The sequence below is a fragment of the Methylobacter tundripaludum genome, assembly GCF_002934365.1.
Classification (GTDB): Bacteria; Pseudomonadota; Gammaproteobacteria; order Methylococcales; family Methylomonadaceae; genus Methylobacter_A; species Methylobacter_A tundripaludum_A.
In genome coordinates this window covers 145,155-170,731 of sequence record NZ_PTIY01000001.1, presented here as the reverse complement: position 1 = coordinate 170,731, position 25,577 = coordinate 145,155, and the positions used below count along the sequence as shown (strand labels likewise).

Below are 25,577 nucleotides of genomic sequence, written 5' to 3'. Positions count from 1 at the left end.
AATTGGTACAATTGCCGAGATTCTCGGAAGCTTTAGTGCTGTCCGTTTTTGTAAGTTTTCATTTCACCAATCTGGAGAATATCTATGCCAATTAAAGTTGCAATCAATGGTTATGGTCGTATTGGACGTAATATCGTTCGCGCATTATACGAAGCAGGCCGTACCAATGAAATTCAAATTGTTGCAATCAATGATTTAGGCGACGCTGCAACGAATGCTCATCTGACTAAATATGATTCAGTGCATGGAAAATTTCCTTTCGACGTGAGCGTTGACGGCGATTATCTCGTCATCAACGGCGATAAGATTAAAGTTTTCTCAGAAAGAGATCCATCAAAACTGCCTTGGGGCGAACTGGGTATCGATGCCGTACACGAATGCACCGGTTTGTTTACCAGCAAAGCTAAAGCATCCGCGCATATTACCGCCGGTGCAAAAAAAGTTATTATTTCAGCGCCCGGCGGCAACGATGTCGATGCAACTATCGTTTACGGCGTAAACCACGATGTTCTGAAAGCATCGGACACTGTTATTTCCAATGCTTCATGCACAACCAACTGCTTGGCGCCATTGGTTAAACCTTTACACGATGCGATCGGTATTGTGAAAGGTTCGATGACTACCATTCATTCTTACACCAACGACCAAGTACTGACTGACGTCTATCACAGCGATTTACGTCGCGCCCGCTCGGCCACACAATCGATGATTCCTACCAAAACAGGCGCCGCTGCGGCTGTAGGCTTGGTATTGCCTGAATTGAACGGCAAGCTGGATGGTTTCGCAATGCGCGTACCCACTATCAACGTTTCTGTTGTTGATTTCACTTTTGAAGCGGCCAGAAAAACCACCAAAGAAGAAATCGACCAAATCTTGAAAACAGCATCCGAAGGCTCGTTAAAAGGCATTCTGGATATTAACACCTTGCCACTGGTTTCAATCGACTTTAACCACAACCCTGCATCGTCAATATACGAAGCATCGTTGACCAAAGTCATGGATGGCAACCTTGTAAAAGTGCTGTCCTGGTATGACAACGAATGGGGCTTCTCAAACCGTATGTTGGATACGACAATTGCTTTAGTTAACGCAAAATAACGGATTTCCTACATAATGTTAAGAAGAACCAAAATTTTAGCAACTCTGGGTCCCGCTACGGATAAGCCCGGAGTACTTGAAGGTATGTTTGCGGCGGGCCTTGACTTTGTTCGTATGAACTTTTCGCATGGTTCCGCACAAGACCACATTAACCGGGCGAATGCTGTCCGTGAGCTGAGCCTGAAAACCGGCAGACTGGTTGGTATTTTAGCTGATTTGCAAGGCCCTAAAATCCGCATTGCCCGTTTTAAAGACACCAAAGTGTTTTTAAAAGAAGGCCAAGATTTCGCTCTGGATATAAATCTTGATCCAACGGCCGGCGATAATACTCAAGTCGGCATTACTTACGAACCTTTGGCTTTGGAAGTCAAACCGGGCAGCAGATTGTTACTGGATGACGGTCGTATCGTTCTTGACGTGGTCAACGTTGTAGACATGCGCGTCAACTGTACGGTTGTCGTTGGCGGCGACCTGTCGAACAACAAAGGCATCAATCTGCTGGGCGGCGGCCTTTCTGCGGCGGCTTTGACCGACAAGGATAAGGAAGATATTAAAACGATTGCGATAATGAAATGCGATTATGTCGCCATTTCTTTCCCCCGCACCGCTGAAGATCTTCATGAAGCGCGCCGCCTGTTGGTTGCCGAAGGCTGTCATGCGGGGATCGTGGCAAAGGTCGAGCGGGCTGAAGCCATAGAGGTCATGGATGAAATCATCCTGGCCTCGGATGCGGTCATGGTCGCCCGTGGCGACCTCGGCGTCGAAATCGGCGATGCCAACCTGCCTGCCGTGCAAAAAACGTTGATTCGCCGCTCCCGCGACCTGAATCGTGTTGCGATTACCGCCACACAAATGATGGAATCGATGATAGATAACCCGATTCCTACTCGCGCCGAAGTGTTTGACGTCGCCAATGCGGTTTACGACGGCACCGACGTGATCATGCTGTCTGCGGAAACGGCATCGGGCAAATACCCGGTTAAAGCCATTGAAGCGATGAACCGCATTTGCGTTGAAGCGGAAAAACAACCGATTGTTCGCGTATCAAGGCATCGTGTTGATCTCCAGTTCGAGCGCGTCGATGAAGCGATTGCGATGTCTGCGATGTACATGGCTAACCACACTAAAATCCACGGCATTGCCGCGTTGACCGAATCAGGCTCTACGCCGTTATGGATGTCCAGAATCAGCTCGGGCATTCCGATTTTTGCGCTTAGCCCGCATCAAGAGACATTAGGCAGAGTCACTTTATACCGTGGCGTTTTCCCGGTACTTTTCATTCATGACCTTAGCGATCATGCCGAAGTCAACAGGGCGATCATTGCTGAACTGAAAAGACGCAACGTTGCGGCTGATGGCGATACCTTCATCATCACTCAAGGTGATCTGGAAGGCATAGCGGGCGGCACCAATGCGTTAAAGGTCATCACTGTCGGGCAGGATTCAACTCATTAAAACGTTGTTGACTGTTTGTTAACTCTTTGCCCGATAATTATACGGCGCGGCAAAGGGTTCATATTAATGGCCTGAAAAACTCAGTTTTTCAGGCCATTTTTTTTGCAGATATACTTCGATTAAAACCGCTTTAAAGCGCGAACGATCCCGTCATCGTGGCTTTTTAAATTTCACGACTTTATTTAGAGGACTCAGATTGATTTCATCGATCACTATCTGCGACCGCGAATTAAGCACATAGGACACCGCCTCGGCGACATCTTCCGGTTCAATAAAGTTACTGGCATCATCGCCCGGCTCGAAAGACAATTGCTCAAAAAATGGAGTTTTAACCATGCCGGGATTAATCAGGCAGACCCGTACATGGCTTTTGCCGCATTCCTCGCGCAGGGCCTGCGTAAAGCCGCGCACTGCAAATTTGGCGGCGCAATACAGCGCGCCCTTGCGGTTGCCTTTTAATGCCGCTTCCGAGCCGATAAAAATCAAATCACTGTGACCCTTGCGTTTTAAAGCGGGCATTAGCGCCTTCACCAAAAAGGCCTGGCTGGTAAAGTTTATCCTCATCAGGTCTTCAATCTGCGCATAGGAAAACTCCTCCACCGAGCCGAACTGGCCTTTTCCGGCGCAAAAAACCACCGCATCGATGCCGGGGAAGGTTTGCTCCAGTTCACGGACTTTGCGCGGTATGTCGTCTAACCGGCTTAAATCCAGTTGCATGGGAGTGAAATTATCCAGCTGCCGGATAAACTTGCCGCTATCGCGGGACACGCCGATCACATGATGCCCCTGTTGCAATAAATTCCTGGCGATCGCGCGGCCTATGCCGGAACTGGCTCCGGTCACCAGAACTGTGCGTTTAATAAGATTCATAACTAATTTCTCATTAATAATTATCACCACGAAGACACGAAGAAATAAAGCTTCGTGTTCTTCGTGGTGAATAAAAGCTTTTTTAGTCGTCTATTTACCATCATGCCGAACAAAATTACGTGCATGGAAAAAACTTGTCGGCGGGAATATAGTTTAAGAGTTGTTCGGCGCAGTAGTGCATCATCTCCTGCTCCAGGTCCTGCTTGTAGGAAACCATGCCTTGCTGGCTGACCAAGGGACTCGCAAAGAGCTTTTCTTCAGGATACAGTTTGTGCACTTTTTTAAAAAAGTTCTCCGGCAGCCTGAATACGCCGAGACTGACCGAATGCAGCCGGTTTAAATCGATACGGGAAAAAACCTGCTCGAACAACTCCCGATACTGCTGTTGGTAGCCGGATTGATAAATCAGCGGATCGAAGCGCAGCCCGATTTGCCAGCCCTGTTTCTGCACTTTGCACAGCGCATCCAGACGGCGAGCTACCGAGGGTGCTTTGGCTTCGACTTTTTCGGCGATTTGATCAGGCGACAGGCTGAACGCCACGATGCAACGGGGCAGTGGTTCCCGGTTTAACAGGCTCCTGACCTGGGTGCTTTTGGTTCTTAATTCCAGCCAGGCGTTGGGCAGTGTTGTAAAAAACGGCAAAAACTGCTCGGCAAAGCCGGTGACCGGCTCCAAGGCCAGGCTGTCGCAATCGTAGCCGGAAAAAAAATGCAGGTTTTCGCTTGGCGATTCGATGCACAGTTGGCGGATGTCCTGCTGGAAATCCTCGTAATTGACAAACAGCACGTAGTTGGCCGACTGGTACATGCCCTGCAAAAAACAATACCGGCAATCGTACAGGCAGTTGAGCATGTGCGAGAAGTAGTAATTTCTTGCCGCCCCGATGCCGTAACCCAAGGGCGCAGGCAGCGCAAAGTTTTTATATTTTTCCGCCAGTATCAACGCGGGTTGCTGCTTTTGCAGGCGGAAGTTTTGCGCCTTGGGGTTAAATACTTCGCCGTAACGGCGGCAGGTTATTTTCCTGGCTTGCGGGAATCTCGCAACAATATCCAAAACACGCGGGTGTTGCAGGATGGCTTCTTCGATGTAAATGGTTTCGATCATAAGCTCTGTTTATCGTTTAGTGCGTGTAATGTAGCACAGCTTGCCTGCTCAAAAGGCTTGTGATTTATCACACAGCCCTCATATAGGGTAAAATACTTTCAACTCAACAATCACATTATCAACCATGAAAACAAACAAGATAGGTTTTATCGGCGGCGGCAACATGGCGTCCAGCCTGATCAGCGGATTGATTGCCAGCGGCCATGCCCCTGAACAGATTTGGGTGTCGGATATTAACCCGGATACGCTGACAGCCCTGAAACAGGATCTGACCGTCAACACGTCGGCAAACAACGATGACGTCATCAATGCGGCCGATGTCGTGGTGCTGGCGGTCAAGCCGCAGACGCTGAGCGCTGTCGCGCAAAGTATCGCCGCGCTGGTTCAGCAGAAAAAATCGCTGGTGGTCTCGATCGCCGCCGGCATTAACCAGAACAGCTTAAGCCATTGGCTGGGCGCCGATACCGCGATCGTGCGCTGCATGCCCAACACCCCGGCGCTGGTGTTGACCGGCGCTACGGCATTACATGCCAACGACAAGGTCACGGCCGAGCAACGCGACCTGGCGGAAAATATTTTACGTGCGGTCGGTATCGCGCTGTGGGTTGACGATGAAGCGGAGCTGGATGCGGTGACCGCCGTTTCCGGCAGCGGACCCGCTTATTATTTCCTGCTGATGGAAGCCATGGAAAAAGCCGCTCTGGAACTGGGCCTGAGCCAAGAGACCGCGCGTTTGCTGGTGCAGCAAACCGCATTAGGCGCGGCTAAAATAGCGCTGGAGTCGACCGAATCGCCGGAACAGCTGCGCAAGCGCGTCACCTCGCCCGGCGGCACCACGCAGCAAGCCATAGAAACTTTTGAGCAAGGCGGCTTTACCGAGCTGGTTTCAAAAGCGTTACATGCGGCACGAGACCGCTCAATTGAAATGTCTAAACAAATGGAGAATTCGTAATGGATTCAAGCTACATGACCGACCCGGCTATTTTTATCATCGACTCGCTGCTTTCGCTGTACATCCTGGCGGTGCTGCTGCGCTTTTTATTGCAATGGTGCGGCGCCGATTTTTACAACCCGATCTCCCAGTTTCTGGTCAAGGCGACCCACCCGCCGTTAAAACTGCTGCGCCGCTTTGTGCCGTCCATCGGCAAGATTGACACCTCCTCGCTGGTGCTGGTGATGGGGCTGCAAATGCTGGCCGATTTTTCGATACTGTTGTTGAAAGGCGTCGCGATCAGCATCGGCGCATTGACCATTTTATCGCTGACCCAACTGGTTTCGCTGTTGATCAATATCTTCATCTATGCGGTATTTGCCAGAGCCATACTCAGCTGGATGAATCCCGGTACGTTTAGTGCTGCATCGTCTGTCTTGTACAGCCTGACCGAGCCTGTGCTTAACCTCTGCCGTAAATTTATTCCCGATCTGGGCGGCATCGACTTGTCGCCGTTGGCTGCGCTAATGCTGTTGCAACTGGCAAAAATGGTCATACTGCCGCCGCTGCATCAACTAGCCAGCTTGATCGGTTGAGCTGGTACTACTGGGAACATGGGGTTTTGACCTTGAACCTCCATGTTCAACCTAAAGCCAGCAAGGACGAATGGGCGGGGCTGCATGGAGAAAGGCTGAAGCTCCGAGTCAAGGCTGCGCCGATCGACGGCAAGGCCAATCAGCATTTGATCGCCTTTATAGCCGATGAGTTTGGAGTCAGTAAATCGGCCTGCAAGCTGATAACGGGGGAGTCCGGCCGGGAAAAACGTATCGCGATCAGTTCGCCGAAGAAGTTTCCATCCCTGCCGGACTCTCTGCAATTTGATATTTCCTTGTGACCTCCGTTGAAGCCCAGGTTTTCCCTGTTTTTCACCCGTTCCTTCAGCATCTGTTATCTTTGCAATATAATTTAATTTTTCAGGCAAAATCACACATCCGCCATGCAAACACGTGCTTTTTCAGTCAGTTTTTTTCTAGTTTGTTTCCTTTGTTTAAGCAGCCAGTCTGCGTTTGCCAAGAAAATGTACCGCTGGGTCAATGAGAACGGCGAAACCGTTTTCTCCGACCAAGTGCCGCCGGAGCATGCCCAGTTGCGGAGGGAATCGCTGAACGAAAAAGGCCGGGTTGTTGAAGTCACTGAACAGGCAAAAACGAAAGAACAGCAGGCTATCGATGACAGGCTGAACGCGTTAAAAAAAGCCCAGGAAAAAATTATCGCCCAGCAGGCGGCTAACGACAAAGTGCTGCTCAGCACCTTCCGTAACCTGAAAGACATGGAATCGAGCCTTTACGCAAAAATGCAATCTCTGGATGCGCAGCGGAATGTGGCTCAAGCCAATTTAAAGCGCGTTGAAAATCAACTGGAGACGCAGCAAAAGAAAGCCGCGGAACTCGAACGCAACGGCAAAAAAATCCCGGCAACGTTGCTGGACGAAATCAAACAAACAGAAGCCCAGATTCAAGCCGCTTACGCTGAAATAAATAAACAGATCGAAAAAAAGAACCGCGCCAAGGCCGAATTTGAAGCGGATATTGAACGCTATAAATTTTTAACCCAGGGGAATACCGATCCATCAAACGCGCCAGACCTATCTGTACAAGCCAAAGCAGCCGCCGAGATCGGCCTGTATGCCTGCGAGACTGATGAACTATGCGCAAAGGCCTGGGCTAGCGCTCATGAGTTTATCAAGGCCTATGCCACGACTCCGATCGATACCGATACCGACAAATTGATTATGGGCCGTGCGCCTGCAAGCGACAGCGATCTAAGTTTGTCGGTGTCAAAAATAGAAGATGAGAATAAAAAACAGCAGCTTTTTCTCGATATACGCTGCCGGGAATCATCGCTAGGAACGGAACTCTGCGCCAGCCAGAAAGTCCGGGAGTTACGCTCGGCGTTCAAGCCCTATATCGAATCAATGTTGGACAAATGAGGATTTTGAATACTTTTTATAAACATAATAGCCGATGATGGCTGTGCTGAGCCATCCGGTCACTAAAGGTCCGACGACATAGTTATAGCTGCTGACCAGATAAAGATATTCCGAATTTAAATTCGGATTGAACAAGGTGCCGCTCATTTTTATTTGCCACACCCACCCGGCATGACAACCGATGCATAGACCTAAACTTTCTTTGGCCTGCGTTCTGATGACGGCGAGAAAAGCGCCGACCACCAGTAATGAAAGGAATGCCGATGCGTTTTTTGGACTCAGTACATTAGCTAATGCTTCGCCCAGCAAGGTAAAACCGCTTAACAGCTGGGCCTGTTGAAAAGGTATCTCGGTTTTGCTGTCCAGGAAATGCAAAGCCGCATAATAAATTGAGCTGATTAAAATGGCCGCTATGACCGGCAAGTTCTTTTTTAAACCCGCCAATAACACCCCTCGAAAAACCGATTCCTCAAAGGCCGCAATCAATAGCGCCAGCAATAAAGACAGCATTATTTTTTTAACTATGAAACCGGCTGTCCAGGGCTCCGATTGATCAACAACATCGATGCCGAGAATATACAGGGTGATAAATATCGGCATCAGGGTGATAAATCCCAGACCGAACCCTTGTAATACCTGCTTCAAAAAAACGGCTCTCGCAGCAAAGCCTAAATCGCTCTTGTTAAATTTCAGATAGGCCACGGCCGGAAAAATACTCAGCACTAAGAATAACTGGGTCGATTTGGTGATTATTTTGGATAAAGGAAGCTGGCCATCTATACCCTGAAAAATAAAGTAACCTACGATACAAGCTAACGATGCGGCTGCGAGCAATACCAAAAGAGGCATTATTGAATTGATGATATATCTGCTCATTTGTCGCTCCTGCCAAAATCTCCCCACAACAACTGCACAGCGGCTAAGGCGGCGATTGATGCGGTTTCTGTTCTTAATATGCGGCTGCCTAAACGGACGGGTATGAAGCCGGAGGCTTTCGCTATGTCCCGTTCCCGATCGGAAAATCCGCCTTCGGGGCCGGTCAGTAAGGTTACCCTTCGACTAGGCTCAGGACAGGCTTCCATGGCTTCGGGTTTTAATTCCGTTAATGTCGTTTCCGCATAAGGGTCGAGAAATACTTTCAGGCCCTGTTGGTTGCCAACCCAGTCTTGCAACTGTTCAACTTCCGGCAGTGCGGGCAGGGTGGTCCTGCCGCTTTGCTCGGCGGCATGTTGAACTATTTTTTGCCAGTGCAATAAGCGCTGCAGCTTTTTTTCGCCTTTGAATTGCACCACGCAACGCTCGGTTAATAGCGGGGTGATGTGGTTGACGCCCAGCTCCACGGCTTTTTGCACGGTCAAATCCATCCTGTCGCCCCGCGAGACGCCTAGTCCCAAGATGACCTGCAACGGAGACTCCACACTGCGGTCGCTCCATTGCTCGACCGTAATCAGCACGGCCTTCCGGCCGGCTTCTGCAACAGTGCATAAATATTCCCCACCCTGGCCGTTAAATAAAATGACTGGGTCATCTTTTTTTAACCGCAACACCGTCCTGACATAATGGCCGTTGTCATCATCCAGTTCGATGAGTTTGCCTGTAGCCAGCGATGCCGGTGTATATAATCTGGAAACTCGCATAATCAGTCCTTAACCGCCTGTTGTATGCCTTGCCAAGCCACATCGGCAATCAACAAGAGTTCATTTTCGGTAACAATGTAGGGTGGCATGAAATAAATAACGTTGCCCAAGGGCCGCAATAATACACCTTGAGACAGCGCGTATTGATAGACTTTAAGCCCGCGGCGCTCCTGCCAGGGATAAGGTTCGCGGGTGCGTTTGTTTTTGACCAGCTCAATCGCCAGGATCATGCCGGTTTGCCTGACTTCTGCGACATTCGGATGATCATGAAAACGCGCCGCCGCTTTCGCCATGCTATCGGCCAAGGATTTGTTTTTTTCGATGATGTTGTGTTGCTGGAAAATATCGATGGTGGCAAGCGCCGCCCTGCATGCCAGCGCATTGCCGGTATAGCTGTGCGAATGCAGGAATGCGCTCATCGCCTGATAATCGGCATAGAACGCCTGGTACACCTGATCGGTGGTCAGCACCGCCGACAACGGCAAATAGCCGCCGGTCAAGCCTTTGGACAAGCACATGAAATCGGGGCTGATTACCGCTTGCTCACAGGCAAACAATGTACCAGTGCGTCCGAAACCGACCGCGATTTCATCGGCGATTAAATGCACGTTGTATTTATCGCAGGCGGCGCGCAGCAATTTCAAATAGACCGGATCATACATGCGCATATTACCTGCGCATTGCACCAAAGGCTCAATGATGACCGCGCAAACCGCGTCACTGTGTTGTTGCAGTGTCTGTTCCATCAGGGCAAAGCGGCGGGTCGAATAATCGGCCCATGACTCGCCGGGTTCGCGGAGGTAACAGTCCGGGCCGGGGACGGTGATCACGTCCATTAATAACGGTGCGTAGGTTTCTTTATAGAGCGACACATTGCCGACGGCCAGTGCGCCTAAGGTCTCGCCGTGATAACTGTTTTCCAGCGTGATGAATTTGGTTTTTTGGGTTTGTCCTTGGTTGCGCCAATAGTGAAAACTCATCTTCAGAGCAACTTCGACCGCAGCAGAGCCATTGTCGGCATAGAAACAGCGGCTTAGCCCTTCAGGCGTTATTTCAACCAGTTTTTCCGCCAGTTTGACCGCTGACTGATGAGTGAATCCGGCAAAAATCACATGTTCCAGCGTATCGAGCTGGTCTTTTAGCGCCGCATTGATTATAGGATTGGCATGGCCGAATAAATTGACCCACCATGAGCTGATCGCATCGAGATAGCGATTGCCGTCAAAGTCTTCCAGCCAAACGCCTTGCCCTTTTTTGATCGGAATAATCGGGAAGGTTTCGTGATCTTTCATTTGCGTGCAGGGATGCCACAGCACGGAAAGGTCTCGATCGGAAAGGGATTGGTTGGACGGCATAAGCTAAAGGCTCAGATTGGTAGCCGTTCCCAATGGCGCTTGGGAACGAGTGTGATTTTTGCTGCTATACGGATTTTGAACGCGGCCACGATTTGAGTGGTGTTTTTATTTTTGAGGCTTGATGTGCAAATTGTCCAAAATCGCCAGGGTAGGTGCGGCCTGATTCATCGTGTAAAAATGCAGTCCGGGTGCGCCGCCGTCAAGAAGACGTTGGCAAAGGTTGCTGACCACATCCAGGCCGAATGCCTGCACGGATTCCTTGTCATCGCCAAAACTCTCCAGACGTTTTCTGAGCCAACGGGGAATATCCGCGCCGCACATTTCCGAAAAGCGGAACAATTGTGTGTATTGGGTAATCGGCATAATGCCGGGTACGATGGGGATTGTTATGCCGTTTTTCTCACAGGCGTCAACAAAATAAAAATATGCTTCGGCATTGTAAAAATACTGTGTAATGGCGGCATTGGCGCCCGCCGCCACTTTACGCTTGAAGTTCTTGAAATCTTCCACGCCGTTGGCGGCTTGTGGGTGGACTTCGGGGTAGGCCGCTACGTGGATCTGAAAATGATCGCCGGTTTCCTGGCGGATAAACTCGACCAGCTCATTGGCATAGCGGAATTCTCCCGCTGACATCATGCCTGAGGGTAAATCACCTCTTAAGGCAACAATCTTGGTAATGCCATGATCCTGATAATCCTTCAGAATGGCGCGAATATTATCTTTGGTTGAGGCCACGCAAGATAAATGCGGTGCGGCGGCGACGCCTTTGGCTTGAATTTCGATGACCGTAACGAAGGTTTTATCGCGGGTTGAGCCACCGGCGCCAAAAGTAACGGAAAAAAAGTCGGGATTGAGTTTTGCCAGTTTGCTCTGAACAATTTGCAAACTTGCCGCGCCTTCTTCGGTTTTTGGCGGGTAAAATTCGAAACTGAACAGTTGGGGATGCTGTTTTTGCGATTGCATTTTATGGTCTCACTGACGGGAATCTAAAATGTATCGTTCCCACGGTTTCTGCCGGGATACCGCTGTGGAGCCATTGCGTTCCGTGCCGCAAAACGGCACGGATTGCATTCCCACGGGGACCGTGGGAACGATGATTAATCAATAACGGTAATGGTCGGCTTTAAACGGCCCATCAACCGGAACATTGATGTATTTGGCTTGCGCTTCAGTCAACACAGTCAAATTAACGCCCAATTGCTTCAGATGTGATCGGGCAACTTTTTCGTCCAGTTTCTTAGGCAGTATGTAAACCTTGTTTTCATACTGGGCGGAATTTTTCCAAAGTTCAATTTGCGCCAGAACCTGGTTACAGAACGAGTTAGACATTACAAAACTTGGATGTCCTGTAGCGCAGCCCAGATTAACCAAACGGCCTTCAGCCAGGATGATCAGGCGTTTGCCGTCAGGAAAAATCACATGATCAACTTGAGGTTTGATGTTTTCCCAAGTGTATTGACGCAATGAAGAAATTTCAATTTCCGCATCGAAGTGACCGATGTTGCAGACAATCGCCTGGTCTCTCATTGCAAGCATGTGCTGATGGGTAATGATATTGAAGTTGCCGGTTGCGGTAACAAAAATATTGGCAAGAGGTGCGGCCTCTTCCATCGTTACCACGCGATAACCTTCCATCGCCGCCTGCAATGCGCAGATCGGGTCGATTTCGGTGATCCATACGGTTGCGCCAAGACCGCGCAAAGATTGCGCGCAACCTTTGCCGACATCGCCGTATCCGCAGACTACGGCGATTTTTCCGGCGATCATCACGTCGGTAGCGCGCTTGATGCCGTCAACCAAGGATTCGCGGCAACCGTACAGGTTGTCGAATTTTGATTTTGTTACCGAATCGTTAACATTGAATGCGGGAACTTTTAACGTGCCTTTGGCGACCATTTCATACAGACGCAATACGCCGGTAGTGGTTTCTTCGGACAAGCCTTTAATATCGGCCATTAATTCAGGATATTTTTCATGCATCATGACGGTTAAATCGCCGCCATCATCCAGAATCATGTTCGGGCGCCAGCCGTCAAGACCGTCAATGGTTTGAGCGATACACCATTCGGCTTCTTCTTCTGTTTCGCCTTTCCATGCAAAAACAGGAATGCCAGCCGCGGCCATTGCGGCAGCGGCATGATCCTGAGTAGAAAAAATGTTGCACGAAGACCAACGAACCTCAGCGCCTAATGCAGTCAGGGTTTCAATCAATACGGCAGTCTGAATGGTCATATGCAGACAGCCGGCAATACGAGCGCCTTTTAATGGCTGTTCGCTACCATATTCTCCACGTAGCGCCATTAAGCCCGGCATTTCAGTTTCGGCGATATTGATTTCTTTGCGGCCCCATTCTGCCAGAGCAATGTCGGCGACTTTATAATCTGGTTGGCTCATTATGTTTCCCGTATTTAGTGTTTAATTAAAGGCCGGCAGCATCTTTTAATGCGTCAACTTTATCGGTCTTTTCCCAGCTAAAGGAATCTTCGGTACGTCCGAAATGACCATACGCCGCAGTTGTTTGGTAGATAGGCTTTAACAGGCCTAACATTGCAATCAAGCCTTTAGGTCTTAAATCAAAATTGTCTCTGACAATTTGCACCAGTCTGTCTTCGCTGATTTTGCCCGTGCCAAACGTTTCAACCGTAATAGATGTAGGTTCTGCAACACCGATCGCGTAAGAAACCTGAATTTCACAGCGTTCGGCTAATCCGGCCGCAACAATGTTTTTTGCTACATAGCGCGCCATGTATGCCGCTGAACGGTCAACTTTTGATGGATCTTTGCCTGAAAACGCACCGCCGCCGTGTCTTGCCATGCCGCCGTAGGTGTCAACGATAATTTTACGTCCGGTTAAGCCACAGTCGCCGACAGGGCCGCCGATAACGAACTGACCGGTAGGGTTAATGAAATATTTGGTATCTTTATGCAGCCATTCTTTAGGCAAAATCGGCAGGATAATTTCATCCATCACCGCTTCATGCAATGCTTTGGTAGCAATATCAGGTGAATGTTGGGTAGATAAAACAACCGCATCAATGGCTACGGGTTTGTTGTTTTCGTAGCGAAAAGTAATCTGGCTTTTCGCATCAGGGCGGAGCCAAGGCAAGGTTTTATTTTTGCGTACTTCAGCTTGGCGCTTGACCAGCAGGTGAGAATAGGTGATCGGCGCCGGCATTAATACATCGGTTTCATTGCTGGCATAACCGAACATTAAGCCTTGATCGCCCGCACCTTGTTCATGGTTTTCAGCTTCATCGACACCCATCGCAATATCGGCCGACTGCTTGCCTATTGCATTTAAAACCGCACAACTTTGTCCGTCGAAACCTATATCGCCATGATCATAGCCGATGTCGCAGACAACTTTTCTAACCAAGGCTTCAAGATCAACCCAAGCGTCGGTAGTTACTTCGCCAGCCAAAACAACCATGCCGGTTTTTACCAGTGTTTCGCAAGCAACTCGTGAACGAGGATCTTGAGCCAATAAGGCATCAAGCACCGCATCTGAAATTTGATCCGCAACCTTGTCAGGATGCCCTTCTGAAACTGATTCTGATGTAAAAGAATAATTATTGCTCACGATACCACCTTGCTAAAATGTAAAACCCAGATGTACAAAAGGCTGCTGATGCAGCCTTCTTGTGTATGGTGGGCCCTGTAGGACTTGAACCTACGACCTGCCGATTATGAGTCGGACGCTCTAACCAACTGAGCTAAGGGCCCTTATGTATTAATTACTCGCCATCCAGAAAGCAGCGCAATTGCTCTGATCTTGAAGGATGTCTAAGTTTCCTTAATGCTTTGGCTTCAATTTGACGGATTCTTTCACGCGTCACGTCGAATTGCTTGCCTACTTCTTCCAGCGTATGGTCGGTATTCATATTGATGCCAAAACGCATCCGCAGAACTTTTGCTTCTCTTGCCGTTAAGCCAGCCAACACATTTTGTGTCGATTCACGCAAACCGGCAATCGTTGCAGCTTCAACCGGGGACAATACTTTAGCATCTTCTATGAAATCTCCCAAATGAGAATCTTCATCGTCGCCAATAGGGGTTTCCATTGAAATAGGTTCTTTGGCGATTTTTAATACCTTGCGAACTTTGTCTTCAGGCATTTCCATGCGTTCCGCCAGCTCTTCCGGCGTTGCTTCCCGTCCCAATTCCTGAAGTATTTGCCTGGAAATTCGATTCAATTTATTGATCGTTTCGATCATATGCACCGGAATACGAATAGTTCGGGCCTGATCCGCAATCGAGCGGGTGATGGCTTGCCTGATCCACCATGTTGCATAGGTTGAAAACTTATATCCGCGACGGTATTCGAATTTATCGACGGCTTTCATTAAGCCGATATTGCCTTCCTGAATCAAATCCAGAAATTGTAATCCACGATTAGTATATTTTTTAGCTATTGAAATGACCAGCCTTAAATTAGCCTCGATCATTTCTTTTTTCGCGCGTCTTGCTTTGGCTTCGCCAATAGACATGCGCCGGTTAATGTCCTTTAGCCCGCTAATGGTTAGGCCATACTCCACTTCTATATCGGTAAGTGTTTTTTGGGCTTTTCTTGCTTCTTTTTCGCGTTCTTTCAGTGCTTGCGAGTATTTGCTTGCGTTCAAGTACTGATCGAGCCATTCTGAACTGGCTTCATTCTCAGTAAAGGAGGCGATAAATTCCTTGCGCGGCATCTTTGCATGGTTAACGAAAATGTCCATGATCAGTCTTTCCTGCTCACGCACGGCAGCAACACCGTCAGGAATGATAGCTGTCAATTTCTTTAAATACTGAGGAGTCCATTTAAACTCCATAAACAAATCAGCCAACGCTTCAAATTCTTTTTCTGTTTTATCGCTCAAATAGCCATGCTTTTTGATGGCTGCAGCGGCTATTTTTAACTGCTTTCTGAGCGTGTCAACCTTGTCTTTAACCTCTTCGTAATTTAGCCCTTTCGGCTCTTCTTCGGCTGCAACGGCGGCTGTTTCTTCGAGATCGTCACCGATTGGCAAAGCCGTGACAAAATCATCGGGCTCGCTTAAATCCACAAAACCGGAAATTAAATCTGTCAGGCGAATACCGCCTTCTTCGCTGGATATATTATCAAACGATTGCAAAAAATCTTCAACAACGATGCAGGAGCGAGCGATGGCCTTAACCAGTTGCTGCTGTCCTTCTTCAATGCGCTTGGCAATTTTTAATTCGTCGGCGCGAGTCAATAATTCCACTGAGCCCATTTCCCGCATATACATGCGCACCGGGTCTGTGGTTCTGCCGAACTCGCTATCGACAGAAGCTAAAGCAGCAACTTCCTCGGCATCTTCATCGTCCGTAGTAACGGCTGCTGAGTCGGTAATCAGGGAATCTTCGTCCGGTGCAACCTCATAAACCTGAATCCCCATATCATTGATCATGCCAATGATATCTTCAATTTGTTCAGGATCAACAATGTCGCTGGGCAAGTGATCATTGACCTCGGCATAAGTCAGGTAACCCTGTATTTTGCCTTTGGCTATCAATTGTTTGAGTTGGGACTGCTGCTGTTCTTGATTCATCATTTACTCACGGAAGACTTTAGTTCGACCTGGCTTCGCCGAACCAAAAATTATACTACAAATTCCTATTATTTTGCACCAAACTATTTAGCTGTCAGCATTTTTCGCAGCAGCTCTTTCTCCTGTGCATCCAATCCTCTGATCTTGTCTTTATCCAGCAGTCTAGCCAAACTGGCTTCTCTGGCTTGGATTAATAGCCTATTCAGTGCGTCGCAAAATACCGTCTCTATCTTGTCGTCAGGAACCTGTAAGTCTAAAAAAGCCAAGGCTTTTACAGGTTTTTCTTCGGTGGCGTCTCGATAGCACTCCACCAAGACAGGCATGGTTGCCGGGTTTTTATCTGCAATCGTTTGCAGGATATTCATAAATAAGGCGGCACCTTTGAATTCCAGACCATCCCAGTCAATTTCGCGTTGCTCAACTATCTCGGCCAACCGAGGGTTCTGGATCAGTAAGGCGATCGCTACGCGCGCCGAAGATAATCTGCCGCTATTTGGCGGTGGTTTTCTATGTATTTCCGGGCGCTGTTTTGAGCTTTGCTTGGGAGCAAGTGTAGCTGTATTCTCCAAAACATCCAGGCCGGTCCAGCCCGATAATTCTTTTAGTCGGGCAAGCATCATCTCTTTAAAAATGCTCTCCGGCAGTTTTTCCAGATACGGCTTAGCTTTGTTTACCAGTTGTGCTCGGCCCTCCATTTCGGACAGATTCAGTTCGTTCGAGACGCGTCCAAAAAAATATTCCGATAAGGTTTCGGCTGCCTGTACACGGGCAGTAAAGCCGTCAATTCCCTCTTCTCTTATCAGTGAATCGGGGTCATGATTTTGTGGTAACAGCATAATGCGAATCTGTCGCCCATCCTTTAAGCTGGAAAAGGCCGGTTCCATTGCTCTCCATGCTGCTTCCCGCCCAGCTTTATCTCCATCGAAACAAAATATCAGTTCCGAGGTAAACCGGAATAATAAATCCAGGTGGGCTTGCGATGCCGCCGTCCCGAGCGCTGCGACCGCGTAATGGATGCCGAACTGAGCTAAGGCGATAACATCCATATAGCCCTCAACAATCAAAATCCTCTGGGGTTTGGCATTCTTTTCCAGTAGCTCATATAAGCCGTAAACTTCTTTGCCTTTGTGAAATAAGGGCGTTTCCGGGGAATTCAAGTACTTGGGCAAAGAATTATCGAGTACTCGCCCGCCAAAGCCGATGATGCGGGAGCGTTTATCCCTGATCGGAAACATGATGCGACCGCGAAAGCGATCATAAATCTGCCCGCCTTCTTTGCTGACTAGCATGCCGGCCTCAAGCAATAGTTTCTGGTCAAATTGATTCGCCAAAGCTTGCCATTCGTCAGGTGCGTAGCCCAGCATGAAGTCGCTGGCGCAATCGCCGCTGACGCCTCTGCTTTTTAAGTATTCAACGGCCTTTTTTCCTTCGGCGCTAGTTCGCAGCTGATCCGCGTAAAAGGCTGCTGCTTTCTCCATTAGCGCATACAGATCGTTTAGGTCTCCTTTTTTTTGTGTTGATTGATATTCGACTGATTCTCTGGGTACTTCGATCCCTGCAAATCCTGCTAGGTCCTCAACGGCCTCAACAAAGTCAAGATGGCTAAAATCCATTAGAAAGCTAATGGCGTTGCCGCTGGCTCCGCAACCAAAGCAATAAAAGAATTGCTTTTTTCGGTTTACGGAAAAGCTGGGGGTTTTTTCGGTATGGAAAGGGCAGCGAGCGACAAAATTGTTACCCGTTTTTTTTAGAGGGACATGCGAGTCGATCAAATCGACAATATCAACCCGCACCAAAAGCTCGTCAATAAATTCGCGAGGGATTCTACCTGACACGCAATGCTCCGGCGGTTGCAGGGATGTAGGAGATAAACGCCAAAAACAGGTGCTTTGGGCGGCGCAGAATCAGTTGCAGACAAAAATCAGCAAAGAAACTATCCAGCTAGTGAGGCTTTGATTTTATTGCTCACAACCGACATGTCGGCGCGCCCCTGCATTTTTACTTTAAGCAAAGCCATGACCTTGCCCATATCCTTAATTGATTCGGCGCCGGATTCTGCAACAGCGTCCTTAACCATTAAATCAATTTCGGTCTCGGTCAGGGCTTGAGGCAAGAAGTCCTGAATCACCGGAATTTCGGCCTCTTCAATGGCTACCAGGTCGTCCCGGCCGGCCTCGGAAAATTGGCGGATGGATTCGCGGCGCTGTTTGAGCATCTTGTCGAGAACCATGATAATCCGTTCATTATCCAAGACAATGCGCTCGTCGACTTCCACCTGCTTGATGGCGGCCAAAATCAAGCGGATTACACCCAGTCTTGCTTTATCGCCGCCTTTCATGGAGGCTTTCATGTCGTCCTTGATGCGATCTATTAACAAATCCATCGTATTAACCTTGATCCTTTACAGTACAGGGCGTCCGCGACGTAGATTTTTCAGTGCGTAACGTTCACGCGCTAATTTCTTCAAGTGACGTTTAACGGCGGCGGCGCCTTTGCGTTTGCGTTCTGCGGTTGGTTTTTCATAAAACTCGCGGCGACGCACTTCTGCCAATACACCGGCTTTTTCACAAGCGCGTTTGAAGCGGCGAATCGCAATATCAAATGGTTCGTTTTCTTTGATTTTTACTGACGGCATTATAATGACCCAAATATGTTAATATTTAAAAAGTTAGGATTTTTAATCCACTGAACAAACAGAACCCTTAATTATACCTTTACTTTTATAAATTTCAAAAACTCAATGTACGTTTTAGGCATAGAAACCTCTTGTGACGAAACCGGTGTCGCCATTTATCACTCCGAACACGGCCTGTGCAGCCATCTTTTATACAGTCAAGTCGATATGCATAGCGAATATGGCGGCGTCGTCCCCGAACTGGCATCGCGCGACCATATTCGGAAACTGGTGCCTCTGATCAAGCAATGCCTAAAAGAAAGCGGATTGACCGGCAGCGATATTAACGGCATTGCCTACACCGCAGGTCCCGGCCTGATGGGGGCGTTGCTGGTTGGCGCGGCAACGGCCAGAAGCCTGGCTTGGGCGTGGCAAATTCCCGCACTTGCCGTTCATCACATGGAAGGTCATTTGCTGGCGCCCATGTTGGAAGAAAACCCGCCGGAATTTCCTTTTGTCGCGTTGCTGATTTCCGGGGGGCATACCTTGCTTGTGCGGGTTGAGGGAATCGGCCGCTATCAACTATTAGGCGAATCCCTTGATGATGCTGCCGGTGAAGCGTTTGATAAGACCGCAAAAATGCTGGGCTTGGGCTATCCCGGCGGACCGAAACTGTCCGCATTGGCAGAACAGGGTAAGCCGCAGATTAAATTTCCCCGTCCGATGACAGACCGTCCCGGATTGGACTTTAGCTTTAGCGGCTTAAAAACTTTCACGTTGAATGCCGTTAACGCCTCTGGAAAGACAGATCAAGATAAAGCCGATGTCGCAGCCGCATTCCAGCAGGCGGTTGCCGAGACGCTCAGCATCAAATGCAAGCGGGCCTTGCAGCAAACCGGCCTGAAACGACTGGTTGTTGCCGGAGGCGTCAGCGCCAACAAGCAAATCCGAGCATCCTTAACCCAAATGGTTGCCAAGGAAAATGCCCGGCTTTATTTTCCCCGGCTGCAATTTTGCACCGATAACGGCGCAATGATTGCCTATGCGGGTTGTCAGCGTTTAATGGCGGGCCAGCAACAAGGGCTGGAAATTTATGCCCGCCCTCGTTGGCCGATTAGTGAGTTATCCGGCTGTTGATCAGGCTTCTTGGCCGGCCAGCAAGCGTTGAATATTGCTCTTGTGTCGCCATAGCAAGAACACCGTCATCACTGCGGAAGCGGCAACGATGGCCTCGTTGCCGACTATAAACCAGGCAAAAACCGGCGACAGGGTCGAGGCGACTAACGCGGACAAGGATGAAATCTTGCCCAGCTTATAAATTAGGTACCAGGTCGCCATGAACGCAAGACCGAGCGCCCAGAAAAAACCGAGCAACACGCCGACCGATGTCGCAACGCCTTTGCCGCCTTTAAAACCGAAAAATACCGGGTAGAGGTGGCCTATAAACGCCGCCAAGCCGGTCGCCGCAACTAACTCAAGAGGCAGTCCCAACACATTCGCGGCATAAACCGGGATCAATCCTTTCAGCGAATCGCCCAGCAGGGTAATCGCCGCTGCTTTTTTTCCGCCGATACGCATCACATTGGTTGCGCCGGGATTGCCCGAGCCCTGCTCGCGGGGATCGGGCAATCCCATCATGCGGCAGATAATAATTGCACTGGAAATTGAGCCTATCAAATAGGCGGCCGGAATAAACAACCATTCAACCATCATGTAACCTTTTCATCATTCAGAACTTGTAAGCGCAGGGAGTTTCCCTGATACTTGGCGGTTTAAAAAAACACGCATCATAACCGGAAATCACTATGGACATCATATTTTTAGGCGGCCTGGAAATTAAAACCATCATCGGCATTTACGATTGGGAAAGAGTGGCCAAGCAAACAGTCATCCTGGATATTGAGATGGCTTTCGACATTCAAAAAGCCGCAGAAACCGATGACATTCAACATACGCTTGATTACAAAACGGTTTCTCACCGGGTTATTTCTTTTGTCGAGTCCAGCCAGTTTTTTCTGGTGGAAAGATTAATTTCGGAAATTGCCGACATTATTCGCAACGAATTTAACGTGTCTTGGGTAAAAGTAACCCTGAATAAAAAAGGCGCGATCAGCGGCGCCAGCGATGTCGGCATTATCATTGAGCGGGGGGAGAAAAAATCGTGACCAGAGGCTATATCAGCATCGGCAGCAACATAAACAAGGATGTACACATTCCTGCCAGCCTCAGGGCGCTTGAACAAGCCTTCGGAAAACTGACGGTTTCAAGTATTTACGAATCCGAAGCCGTCGGCTTTACCGGCGACGTTTTCTACAATCTCGTGGTCGGTTTCGACTCCGATTTGGAAGTGAAAGCGGTTGCAAAACAGCTCAGGCAAATTGAGCTGGATAACGGCCGCACGCCCGACAGCCGGAAGTTTGCGGCGCGAACCCTCGATCTGGATCTGATTCTATACGGAGAGCTGATCGTCAACGATGGCCGCCTGCAAATACCCCGTGATGAAATCGAGCATTACGCTTTTGTGCTTGAACCTTTGGCGGAAATCGCCCCGGCCCTGAAACATCCTGTCAATCACATCAGTTATGCCGAGCTGTGGCAGCAATTCGACAAGACCGATCTCAGGCAAAAGCGCGTCATGCCGTCCTGGGCTTCAACAAAATAGGGTGCGGCCGCCATCGACGGTCAATATTTGGCCGGTGATGTAATCGGCATCCTTAATCAAAAAAAGCACCGCCTTGGCAATATCATTGGGTTCACCGCTGCGCTTTAAAACCACCCGGTGCAGTATCTCCAGCTTGGCCGATTCGGATAAATCGTTGTCAGGCCAGAGTATCGCTCCCGGAGCCACCGCGTTGACCCGGACAGCTGGTCCCAACTCCTTGGCTAAGACCTTGGTCATCGCAGCCAGTCCGCCTTTTGCGATACTGTACACCGGATAACCGCTTAAGCCCCGTTCGGCATGGATGTCGACAATATTGACGATGCAGCCGTTATTGTCGGCCAAGGTCTTTGCCAGCGCTTGCGCCAGGAAAAACGGCGCTTTCAAGTTACTGCCCACTAGCTCGTCCCACTGCCGTTCGGTCACATCAGCCAGCGCCGTCGGATAAAAGGACGATGCATTATTGACCAATACATCGATGCCGCCCCAAGCCATGCAGGCTTCGTGGGCGACAGCCTCCAGCTCGGCCATGTTCAGTAAGTCTGCCTGCATGACTTTTGCCGAACCGGGCCGCAGATGATTCAGTTCATCGCAAAGCTGCCCGGCCTCTGCCGCGGAAGACCGGTAATGCAGAAAAACATTGCAGCCTTCGCTATGCAGCAACCGGGCACAAGCCGCGCCTATGCGCTTGGCTGCGCCGGTAATCAGCACATTTTGGGCGGCGGCTTTCATCAGGCTTGTTGAGCCAGACTTTTACTCGCCACTTCGTAGACATCCTTGGAAATCGCTTCGGTGGTCATGATCCGTTCCAACTGCGCCTTCATCAGCGCTTGCCTGCCTTCATCGTATCTGCGCCACGATGTTAATGCGCCGACCATGCGCGAGGCGATCTGCGGGTTCAAGGTGTTCAGCGCGATAATCTGGTCGGCGAGGAAGCGATAGCCTTGCCCGTCGGCCGCGTGAAAATGCAGCGGATTGGACTGGCTGAATGCGCCTATCAACGACCTGACGCGGTTCGGGTTTTTCAAGTCGAACGCCGGGTGCCGCATTAACGCCTGCACGGTCGCAAAAGTGTCGGGCATACTGCCGGAGGCTTGCAGCGCAAACCATTTGTCGATAACCAGGGCTTCGTCCCGCCATTGGTGATAAAAACTGTCCAGGCACTGCTGCTTGGCCGGATGCGGGTTATTGACGATGACCGCTAACGCCGCCATTTGGTCGGTCATGTTTTTGGCGGTGTTAAATTGCTGCTGCGACAGTTCATGGATGTGACTGTTTTCCAGCTTGCTTAAATAACTCAAGCAGGTGTTTTTGATGCGCCTGCGGCCTATTGCTCCGGCGTCGAATTTTCCCGATTCATCCCGATGATTACCTTGATATAACGCCTGGAACTGCGATTGCAGCTGTTCGGCCAACGTCAACGTGACAAACTCGCGGGCGGCATGGATGGCTTCCACATCGACAATCTGCATTTGTTCGGCCAGATAGGTTTCCGAGGGCAGACTTAACAGCAAAGAAAAATACGACAAGTCGTCCCACGGTTGCTCCAGCACCTGTTTAAAGGCATTGATCATGATCGGATTGACGGCCATGTCCCGGCCGTTTTGCAGGTCGGCAATCAGCCCTGTAATGATCTGTCCGGCCAATTGCTGTCCGGCTTCCCAGCGGTTAAAGGTGTCGCTGTCGTAGCTTAGTAAGAACGCCAGCTCATCCAGGCTGCGCTCGATCGTCAGTTTAACCGGCGCTGAAAAGCCTCTCAGGATCGAAACGATCGGTTGTTCGTTTAAACCTTCAAAGGTAAAAGCCTGTTCGGATTGCGTGAGTTGCAGTATGACTTCATCGCAGACTTGATCGCCGCCTTGCAGCTTGCAAGGCGCTACGGAGCCGTCTTTGTTAAGCAAACCCACAGTCACCGGAATATGCAGCGGCTCTTTAACCGGCTGCCCCGGAGTCGGCGGGCAGCTTTGGCCGATGGTCAGCGTCAGGGTTTGCGCGGATGAGTCGTAGTGCTGGCGGACGCTTAATACCGGCGTTCCGGCTTGGGAATACCAGCGGCGGAACTGGCTTAGGTCAACGCCGTTGGCGTCTTCCATTGCGCTGACAAAATCATCGCAAGTCACTGCCTGCCCGTCATGACGCTCAAAATACAAATCGCTGCCTTTGCGAAAGCCTTCAGCACCCAGCAGGGTGTGGATCATCCGCACCACTTCGGCGCCTTTTTCATACACGGTCAGGGTGTAAAAATTGTTGATTTCTATATAGGCGTCGGGGCGTATCGGATGCGCCAGAGGGCCTGCGTCTTCGGCAAACTGGCGGGTGCGCAGCATGTTGACGTCTTCGATGCGTTTAACGGCCTTGGAGGTGCGGTCGCCGGTAAACTCCTGGTCGCGGAATACAGTAAAGCCTTCTTTCAAGCTGAGCTGGAACCAGTCCCGGCAGGTGATGCGGTTGCCGGTCCAGTTATGGAAATATTCATGGCCGATCACGCCTTCAATATGTTCATAATCGGAGTCGGTCGCGGTATCGGGGCGCGCCAATACGAACTTGGTGTTGAATACGTTAAGCCCCTTGTTTTCCATCGCGCCCATGTTGAAGTGGCCCACCGCGACGATCATATATAAATCGAGGTCGTACTCGCGGTCGTACACTTGTTCATCCCAGCTCATCGCGTTTTTCAGCGATTGCATCGCATGGTCGCATTTGTCGATGTCGTGTTTTTCGACAAAGATTTGCAGGTCGATGTCTCGGCCGGACTGCGTGGTAAAACGGTCGGCGATGCATTCCAGCTGCCCCGCAACCAGTGCGAACAGATAGCACGGCTTGTTGAACGGGTCTTCCCAGGTCACCCAGTGGCGGTTATCCGGCAGCTCCCCTTCAGCGACTTTGTTGCCGTTGGATAACAGAACCGGATAGCGGTCTTTGTCGCCGACCAGCGTCGTGGTGAACAGCGTCATCACATCGGGGCGATCGAGGAAATAGGTGATTTTCCTGAAGCCTTCCGCCTCGCACTGGGTGCATAGCATGCCGTTGGACAGGTACAACCCTTCCAAAGCGGTGTTGGCTTTCGGGTTGATTGTGTTGTCGATGGTCAGCACAAAGCGCTGCTGCTGCGGGACATCATGAATGATTAACGAGTCCTGGGTTTGCAGGTATTGAGCCTTGCTTAAGTCGCCGTCATCCAGGTTAACGCGGATCAGTTTCAGGTTTTCGCCCGACAAGGTCAGCGAGGTGTCGTGGGATTGGCTTGCAGGGTTGCGGCTTAGCGTGAGCCGCGAACTGACCAAGGTGTTTTCGTCGTCCAGGGTGAAATTTAACGCAACGCTGTGGATCAGGTATTCGGGTACGGTGTAGTCTTTTAGATAAATGGTTTGTGGATTAGGGTCGCGCATTATTTATACCTGCTGTGGTGATCGGAAGCCCTGATGATTTTGGCTGCGAAAAGAGTGATGAGTAACCAGGCTGTTAAAAAACAAACACCGCCAATGGGGGTGATCATGCCTAGCCAGTTAAGATTGAGGATAGCCAGTAAATACAAGCTGCCGGAAAACAGCAAGATGCCCGCGAACATCAACCATCCGGCCCAGTGCAATAATCTGGAGTCCGACGCTTGCCGGCTGATCAGCGCAACGCCGATCAGCCCCAGCGCATGGTACATTTGATACGTCACGCCGGTTTGGTAGACGGCCAACAGCTCCGGGCTGATGACGGCTTTCAAACCATGAGCGCCAAATGCGCCCATGCCGGCGCCGATCAATGCGCTTAACGCGCCGAGCAATAAAAAAACCGGATTCATCATTTCTCCATCAGCCTGGGCATCAGCTGCGCCAGATTGCAGGGGCGGGTGCGATGATCCAGTTGGTCTTTAATCAGGTCGTCCCAAGCGGTGCGGCAGGCGCCCGACGAGCCGGGCAGGCAGAAGACATAGGTCGCATTGGCGACCCCGGCAATCGCCCTGGACTGGATGGTTGAGGTTTTAATGTCCTGGTAGGAAAGCATCCTGAAAATTTCGCCAAAACCGTCCAGCATTTTGTCCAGCAACGGCGCAACCGCTTCAGGCGTACCGTCCCTGCCGGTTACGCCGGTGCCGCCGGTACTGATCACGACATTAACCTCATCAGCGGCAATCCAGTTCGAGACAGCCGCCCTGATTTGATAAATGTCGTCAGGTACTATTTTCTTTTCGATAACCCGATGCCCGGCATCGGCTGCGCGTTCCGCCAGCGTTTTGCCGGAAACGTCATCGGCATCGGTGCGACTGTCGGAAACGACCAGTATCGCAATGTTAAGGGGGATGAAATTTCTGTCTGTAGTCAT

At 50.0% G+C, this 25,577-nt stretch carries 26 protein-coding genes and 1 tRNA gene; 9 read left to right on the top strand and 18 right to left on the bottom strand.

Annotated elements, in window-relative coordinates; translation table 11 throughout:
• The first annotated feature begins 84 nt into the window (after positions 1 to 84).
• Positions 85 to 1,098, top strand: coding sequence for a type I glyceraldehyde-3-phosphate dehydrogenase (gene gap / locus B0F88_RS00850; RefSeq protein ID WP_104422046.1), 1,014 nt, complete (start codon positions 85 to 87; stop codon positions 1,096 to 1,098).
• A 15-nt stretch (positions 1,099 to 1,113) separates the two neighbouring features.
• A complete protein-coding gene (gene pyk, locus B0F88_RS00845) occupies positions 1,114 to 2,553 on the top strand; it encodes a pyruvate kinase (RefSeq protein ID WP_104422045.1) in 1,440 nt (479 codons plus the stop codon).
• A gap of 150 nt (positions 2,554 to 2,703) precedes the next feature.
• On the opposite strand, the gene B0F88_RS00840 is transcribed toward pyk, so the two are convergent.
• Positions 2,704 to 3,423 (bottom strand): SDR family oxidoreductase, encoded by a 720-nt coding sequence (locus B0F88_RS00840; RefSeq protein ID WP_104422044.1) that lies wholly within the window; start codon positions 3,421 to 3,423, stop codon positions 2,704 to 2,706.
• A 115-nt stretch (positions 3,424 to 3,538) separates the two neighbouring features.
• The gene (locus B0F88_RS00835) at positions 3,539 to 4,528 is read right to left on the bottom strand and encodes an SPL family radical SAM protein (RefSeq protein WP_104422043.1); all 990 of its coding nucleotides are present in this window, start codon (positions 4,526 to 4,528) and stop codon (positions 3,539 to 3,541) included.
• A 124-nt stretch (positions 4,529 to 4,652) separates the two neighbouring features.
• On the opposite strand from B0F88_RS00835, the gene proC reads away from it, so the two are divergent.
• The 4 genes from proC (at position 4,653) to B0F88_RS00815 (ending at position 7,449) form a co-directional block, all read left to right on the top strand.
• Complete coding sequence (proC, locus tag B0F88_RS00830) at positions 4,653 to 5,480, top strand: pyrroline-5-carboxylate reductase (RefSeq protein ID WP_104422042.1); 828 nt, start codon at positions 4,653 to 4,655, stop codon at positions 5,478 to 5,480.
• Positions 5,480 to 6,055, top strand: a complete 576-nt coding sequence (locus B0F88_RS00825) for a YggT family protein (protein WP_104422041.1) — start codon at positions 5,480 to 5,482, stop codon at positions 6,053 to 6,055. The genes proC and B0F88_RS00825 overlap by 1 nt, the downstream gene beginning before the upstream one ends.
• Before the next feature lie 32 nt (positions 6,056 to 6,087).
• Complete coding sequence (locus B0F88_RS00820) at positions 6,088 to 6,354, top strand: DUF167 family protein (RefSeq protein WP_258076517.1); 267 nt, start codon at positions 6,088 to 6,090, stop codon at positions 6,352 to 6,354.
• Positions 6,355 to 6,456: 102 nt separating this feature from the next.
• The gene (locus tag B0F88_RS00815; RefSeq protein WP_104422039.1) at positions 6,457 to 7,449 is read left to right on the top strand and encodes a DUF4124 domain-containing protein; all 993 of its coding nucleotides are present in this window, start codon (positions 6,457 to 6,459) and stop codon (positions 7,447 to 7,449) included.
• Here B0F88_RS00815 and B0F88_RS00810 read toward each other — a convergent pair.
• From B0F88_RS00810 to rpsU, 11 genes are all read right to left on the bottom strand, one after another.
• Entirely contained in the window at positions 7,432 to 8,325 is an 894-nt protein-coding gene (locus B0F88_RS00810) for a type II CAAX endopeptidase family protein (RefSeq protein WP_104422038.1), read from the bottom strand. The two genes, B0F88_RS00815 and B0F88_RS00810, sit on opposite strands and share 18 nt — an antisense overlap.
• On the bottom strand, positions 8,322 to 9,086 hold the full coding sequence (locus B0F88_RS00805; protein WP_104422037.1) for a 16S rRNA (uracil(1498)-N(3))-methyltransferase: 765 nt from the start codon (positions 9,084 to 9,086) through the stop codon (positions 8,322 to 8,324). The genes B0F88_RS00810 and B0F88_RS00805 overlap by 4 nt, the downstream gene beginning before the upstream one ends.
• Positions 9,087 to 9,088: 2 nt before the next feature.
• Entirely contained in the window at positions 9,089 to 10,441 is a 1,353-nt protein-coding gene (locus B0F88_RS00800; RefSeq protein ID WP_104422036.1) for an adenosylmethionine--8-amino-7-oxononanoate transaminase, read from the bottom strand.
• Positions 10,442 to 10,546: 105 nt separating this feature from the next.
• Positions 10,547 to 11,404: a methylenetetrahydrofolate reductase [NAD(P)H] gene (metF, locus tag B0F88_RS00795; protein ID WP_104422035.1), complete on the bottom strand. Its 858-nt coding sequence runs from the start codon at positions 11,402 to 11,404 to the stop codon at positions 10,547 to 10,549.
• A 138-nt stretch (positions 11,405 to 11,542) separates the two neighbouring features.
• A complete protein-coding gene (ahcY, locus tag B0F88_RS00790; protein WP_104422034.1) occupies positions 11,543 to 12,835 on the bottom strand; it encodes an adenosylhomocysteinase in 1,293 nt (430 codons plus the stop codon).
• A gap of 25 nt (positions 12,836 to 12,860) precedes the next feature.
• Positions 12,861 to 14,021: a methionine adenosyltransferase gene (gene metK / locus B0F88_RS00785; protein WP_104422033.1), complete on the bottom strand. Its 1,161-nt coding sequence runs from the start codon at positions 14,019 to 14,021 to the stop codon at positions 12,861 to 12,863.
• Between the two features lie 66 nt (positions 14,022 to 14,087).
• Positions 14,088 to 14,164: transfer RNA gene (locus B0F88_RS00780), tRNA-Ile, on the bottom strand.
• An 11-nt stretch (positions 14,165 to 14,175) separates the two neighbouring features.
• Positions 14,176 to 15,990 (bottom strand): RNA polymerase sigma factor RpoD, encoded by a 1,815-nt coding sequence (gene rpoD, locus B0F88_RS00775; protein ID WP_104422032.1) that lies wholly within the window; start codon positions 15,988 to 15,990, stop codon positions 14,176 to 14,178.
• An 83-nt stretch (positions 15,991 to 16,073) separates the two neighbouring features.
• On the bottom strand, positions 16,074 to 17,825 hold the full coding sequence (gene dnaG, locus B0F88_RS00770) for a DNA primase (RefSeq protein ID WP_104422031.1): 1,752 nt from the start codon (positions 17,823 to 17,825) through the stop codon (positions 16,074 to 16,076).
• A gap of 98 nt (positions 17,826 to 17,923) precedes the next feature.
• On the bottom strand, positions 17,924 to 18,373 hold the full coding sequence (locus tag B0F88_RS00765; RefSeq protein WP_104422030.1) for a GatB/YqeY domain-containing protein: 450 nt from the start codon (positions 18,371 to 18,373) through the stop codon (positions 17,924 to 17,926).
• Between the two features lie 18 nt (positions 18,374 to 18,391).
• Entirely contained in the window at positions 18,392 to 18,625 is a 234-nt protein-coding gene (gene rpsU, locus B0F88_RS00760; RefSeq protein ID WP_104422029.1) for a 30S ribosomal protein S21, read from the bottom strand.
• Positions 18,626 to 18,730: 105 nt separating this feature from the next.
• Here rpsU and tsaD point away from each other — a divergent pair, with 105 nt between their 5' ends.
• Positions 18,731 to 19,741: a tRNA (adenosine(37)-N6)-threonylcarbamoyltransferase complex transferase subunit TsaD gene (tsaD, locus tag B0F88_RS00755; RefSeq protein WP_104422028.1), complete on the top strand. Its 1,011-nt coding sequence runs from the start codon at positions 18,731 to 18,733 to the stop codon at positions 19,739 to 19,741.
• On the opposite strand, the gene plsY is transcribed toward tsaD, so the two are convergent.
• Entirely contained in the window at positions 19,742 to 20,317 is a 576-nt protein-coding gene (gene plsY, locus B0F88_RS00750; protein WP_219820735.1) for a glycerol-3-phosphate 1-O-acyltransferase PlsY, read from the bottom strand.
• A 92-nt stretch (positions 20,318 to 20,409) separates the two neighbouring features.
• On the opposite strand from plsY, the gene folB reads away from it, so the two are divergent.
• The gene (gene folB, locus B0F88_RS00745; RefSeq protein ID WP_104422027.1) at positions 20,410 to 20,769 is read left to right on the top strand and encodes a dihydroneopterin aldolase; all 360 of its coding nucleotides are present in this window, start codon (positions 20,410 to 20,412) and stop codon (positions 20,767 to 20,769) included.
• The gene (gene folK, locus B0F88_RS00740; RefSeq protein ID WP_104422026.1) at positions 20,766 to 21,266 is read left to right on the top strand and encodes a 2-amino-4-hydroxy-6-hydroxymethyldihydropteridine diphosphokinase; all 501 of its coding nucleotides are present in this window, start codon (positions 20,766 to 20,768) and stop codon (positions 21,264 to 21,266) included. The genes folB and folK overlap by 4 nt, the downstream gene beginning before the upstream one ends.
• On the opposite strand, the gene B0F88_RS00735 is transcribed toward folK, so the two are convergent.
• Genes B0F88_RS00735 through moaB form a run of 4 tightly spaced genes read right to left on the bottom strand, consistent with a single transcriptional unit; the run spans position 21,255 to position 25,577 of the window.
• Positions 21,255 to 21,995 carry a pteridine reductase gene (locus B0F88_RS00735; protein WP_104422025.1) on the bottom strand — a complete coding sequence of 247 codons (741 nt, stop codon included), beginning with the start codon at positions 21,993 to 21,995 and terminating at the stop codon, positions 21,255 to 21,257. The genes folK and B0F88_RS00735 overlap by 12 nt on opposite strands.
• Complete coding sequence (pepN, locus tag B0F88_RS00730; RefSeq protein WP_104422024.1) at positions 21,995 to 24,652, bottom strand: aminopeptidase N; 2,658 nt, start codon at positions 24,650 to 24,652, stop codon at positions 21,995 to 21,997. The genes B0F88_RS00735 and pepN overlap by 1 nt, the downstream gene beginning before the upstream one ends.
• Positions 24,652 to 25,056, bottom strand: a complete 405-nt coding sequence (locus tag B0F88_RS00725) for a DUF423 domain-containing protein (RefSeq protein ID WP_104422023.1) — start codon at positions 25,054 to 25,056, stop codon at positions 24,652 to 24,654. Before B0F88_RS00725 ends, pepN begins: the two co-directional genes overlap by 1 nt.
• Complete coding sequence (gene moaB / locus B0F88_RS00720) at positions 25,056 to 25,577, bottom strand: molybdenum cofactor biosynthesis protein B (protein ID WP_104422022.1); 522 nt, start codon at positions 25,575 to 25,577, stop codon at positions 25,056 to 25,058. Before moaB ends, B0F88_RS00725 begins: the two co-directional genes overlap by 1 nt.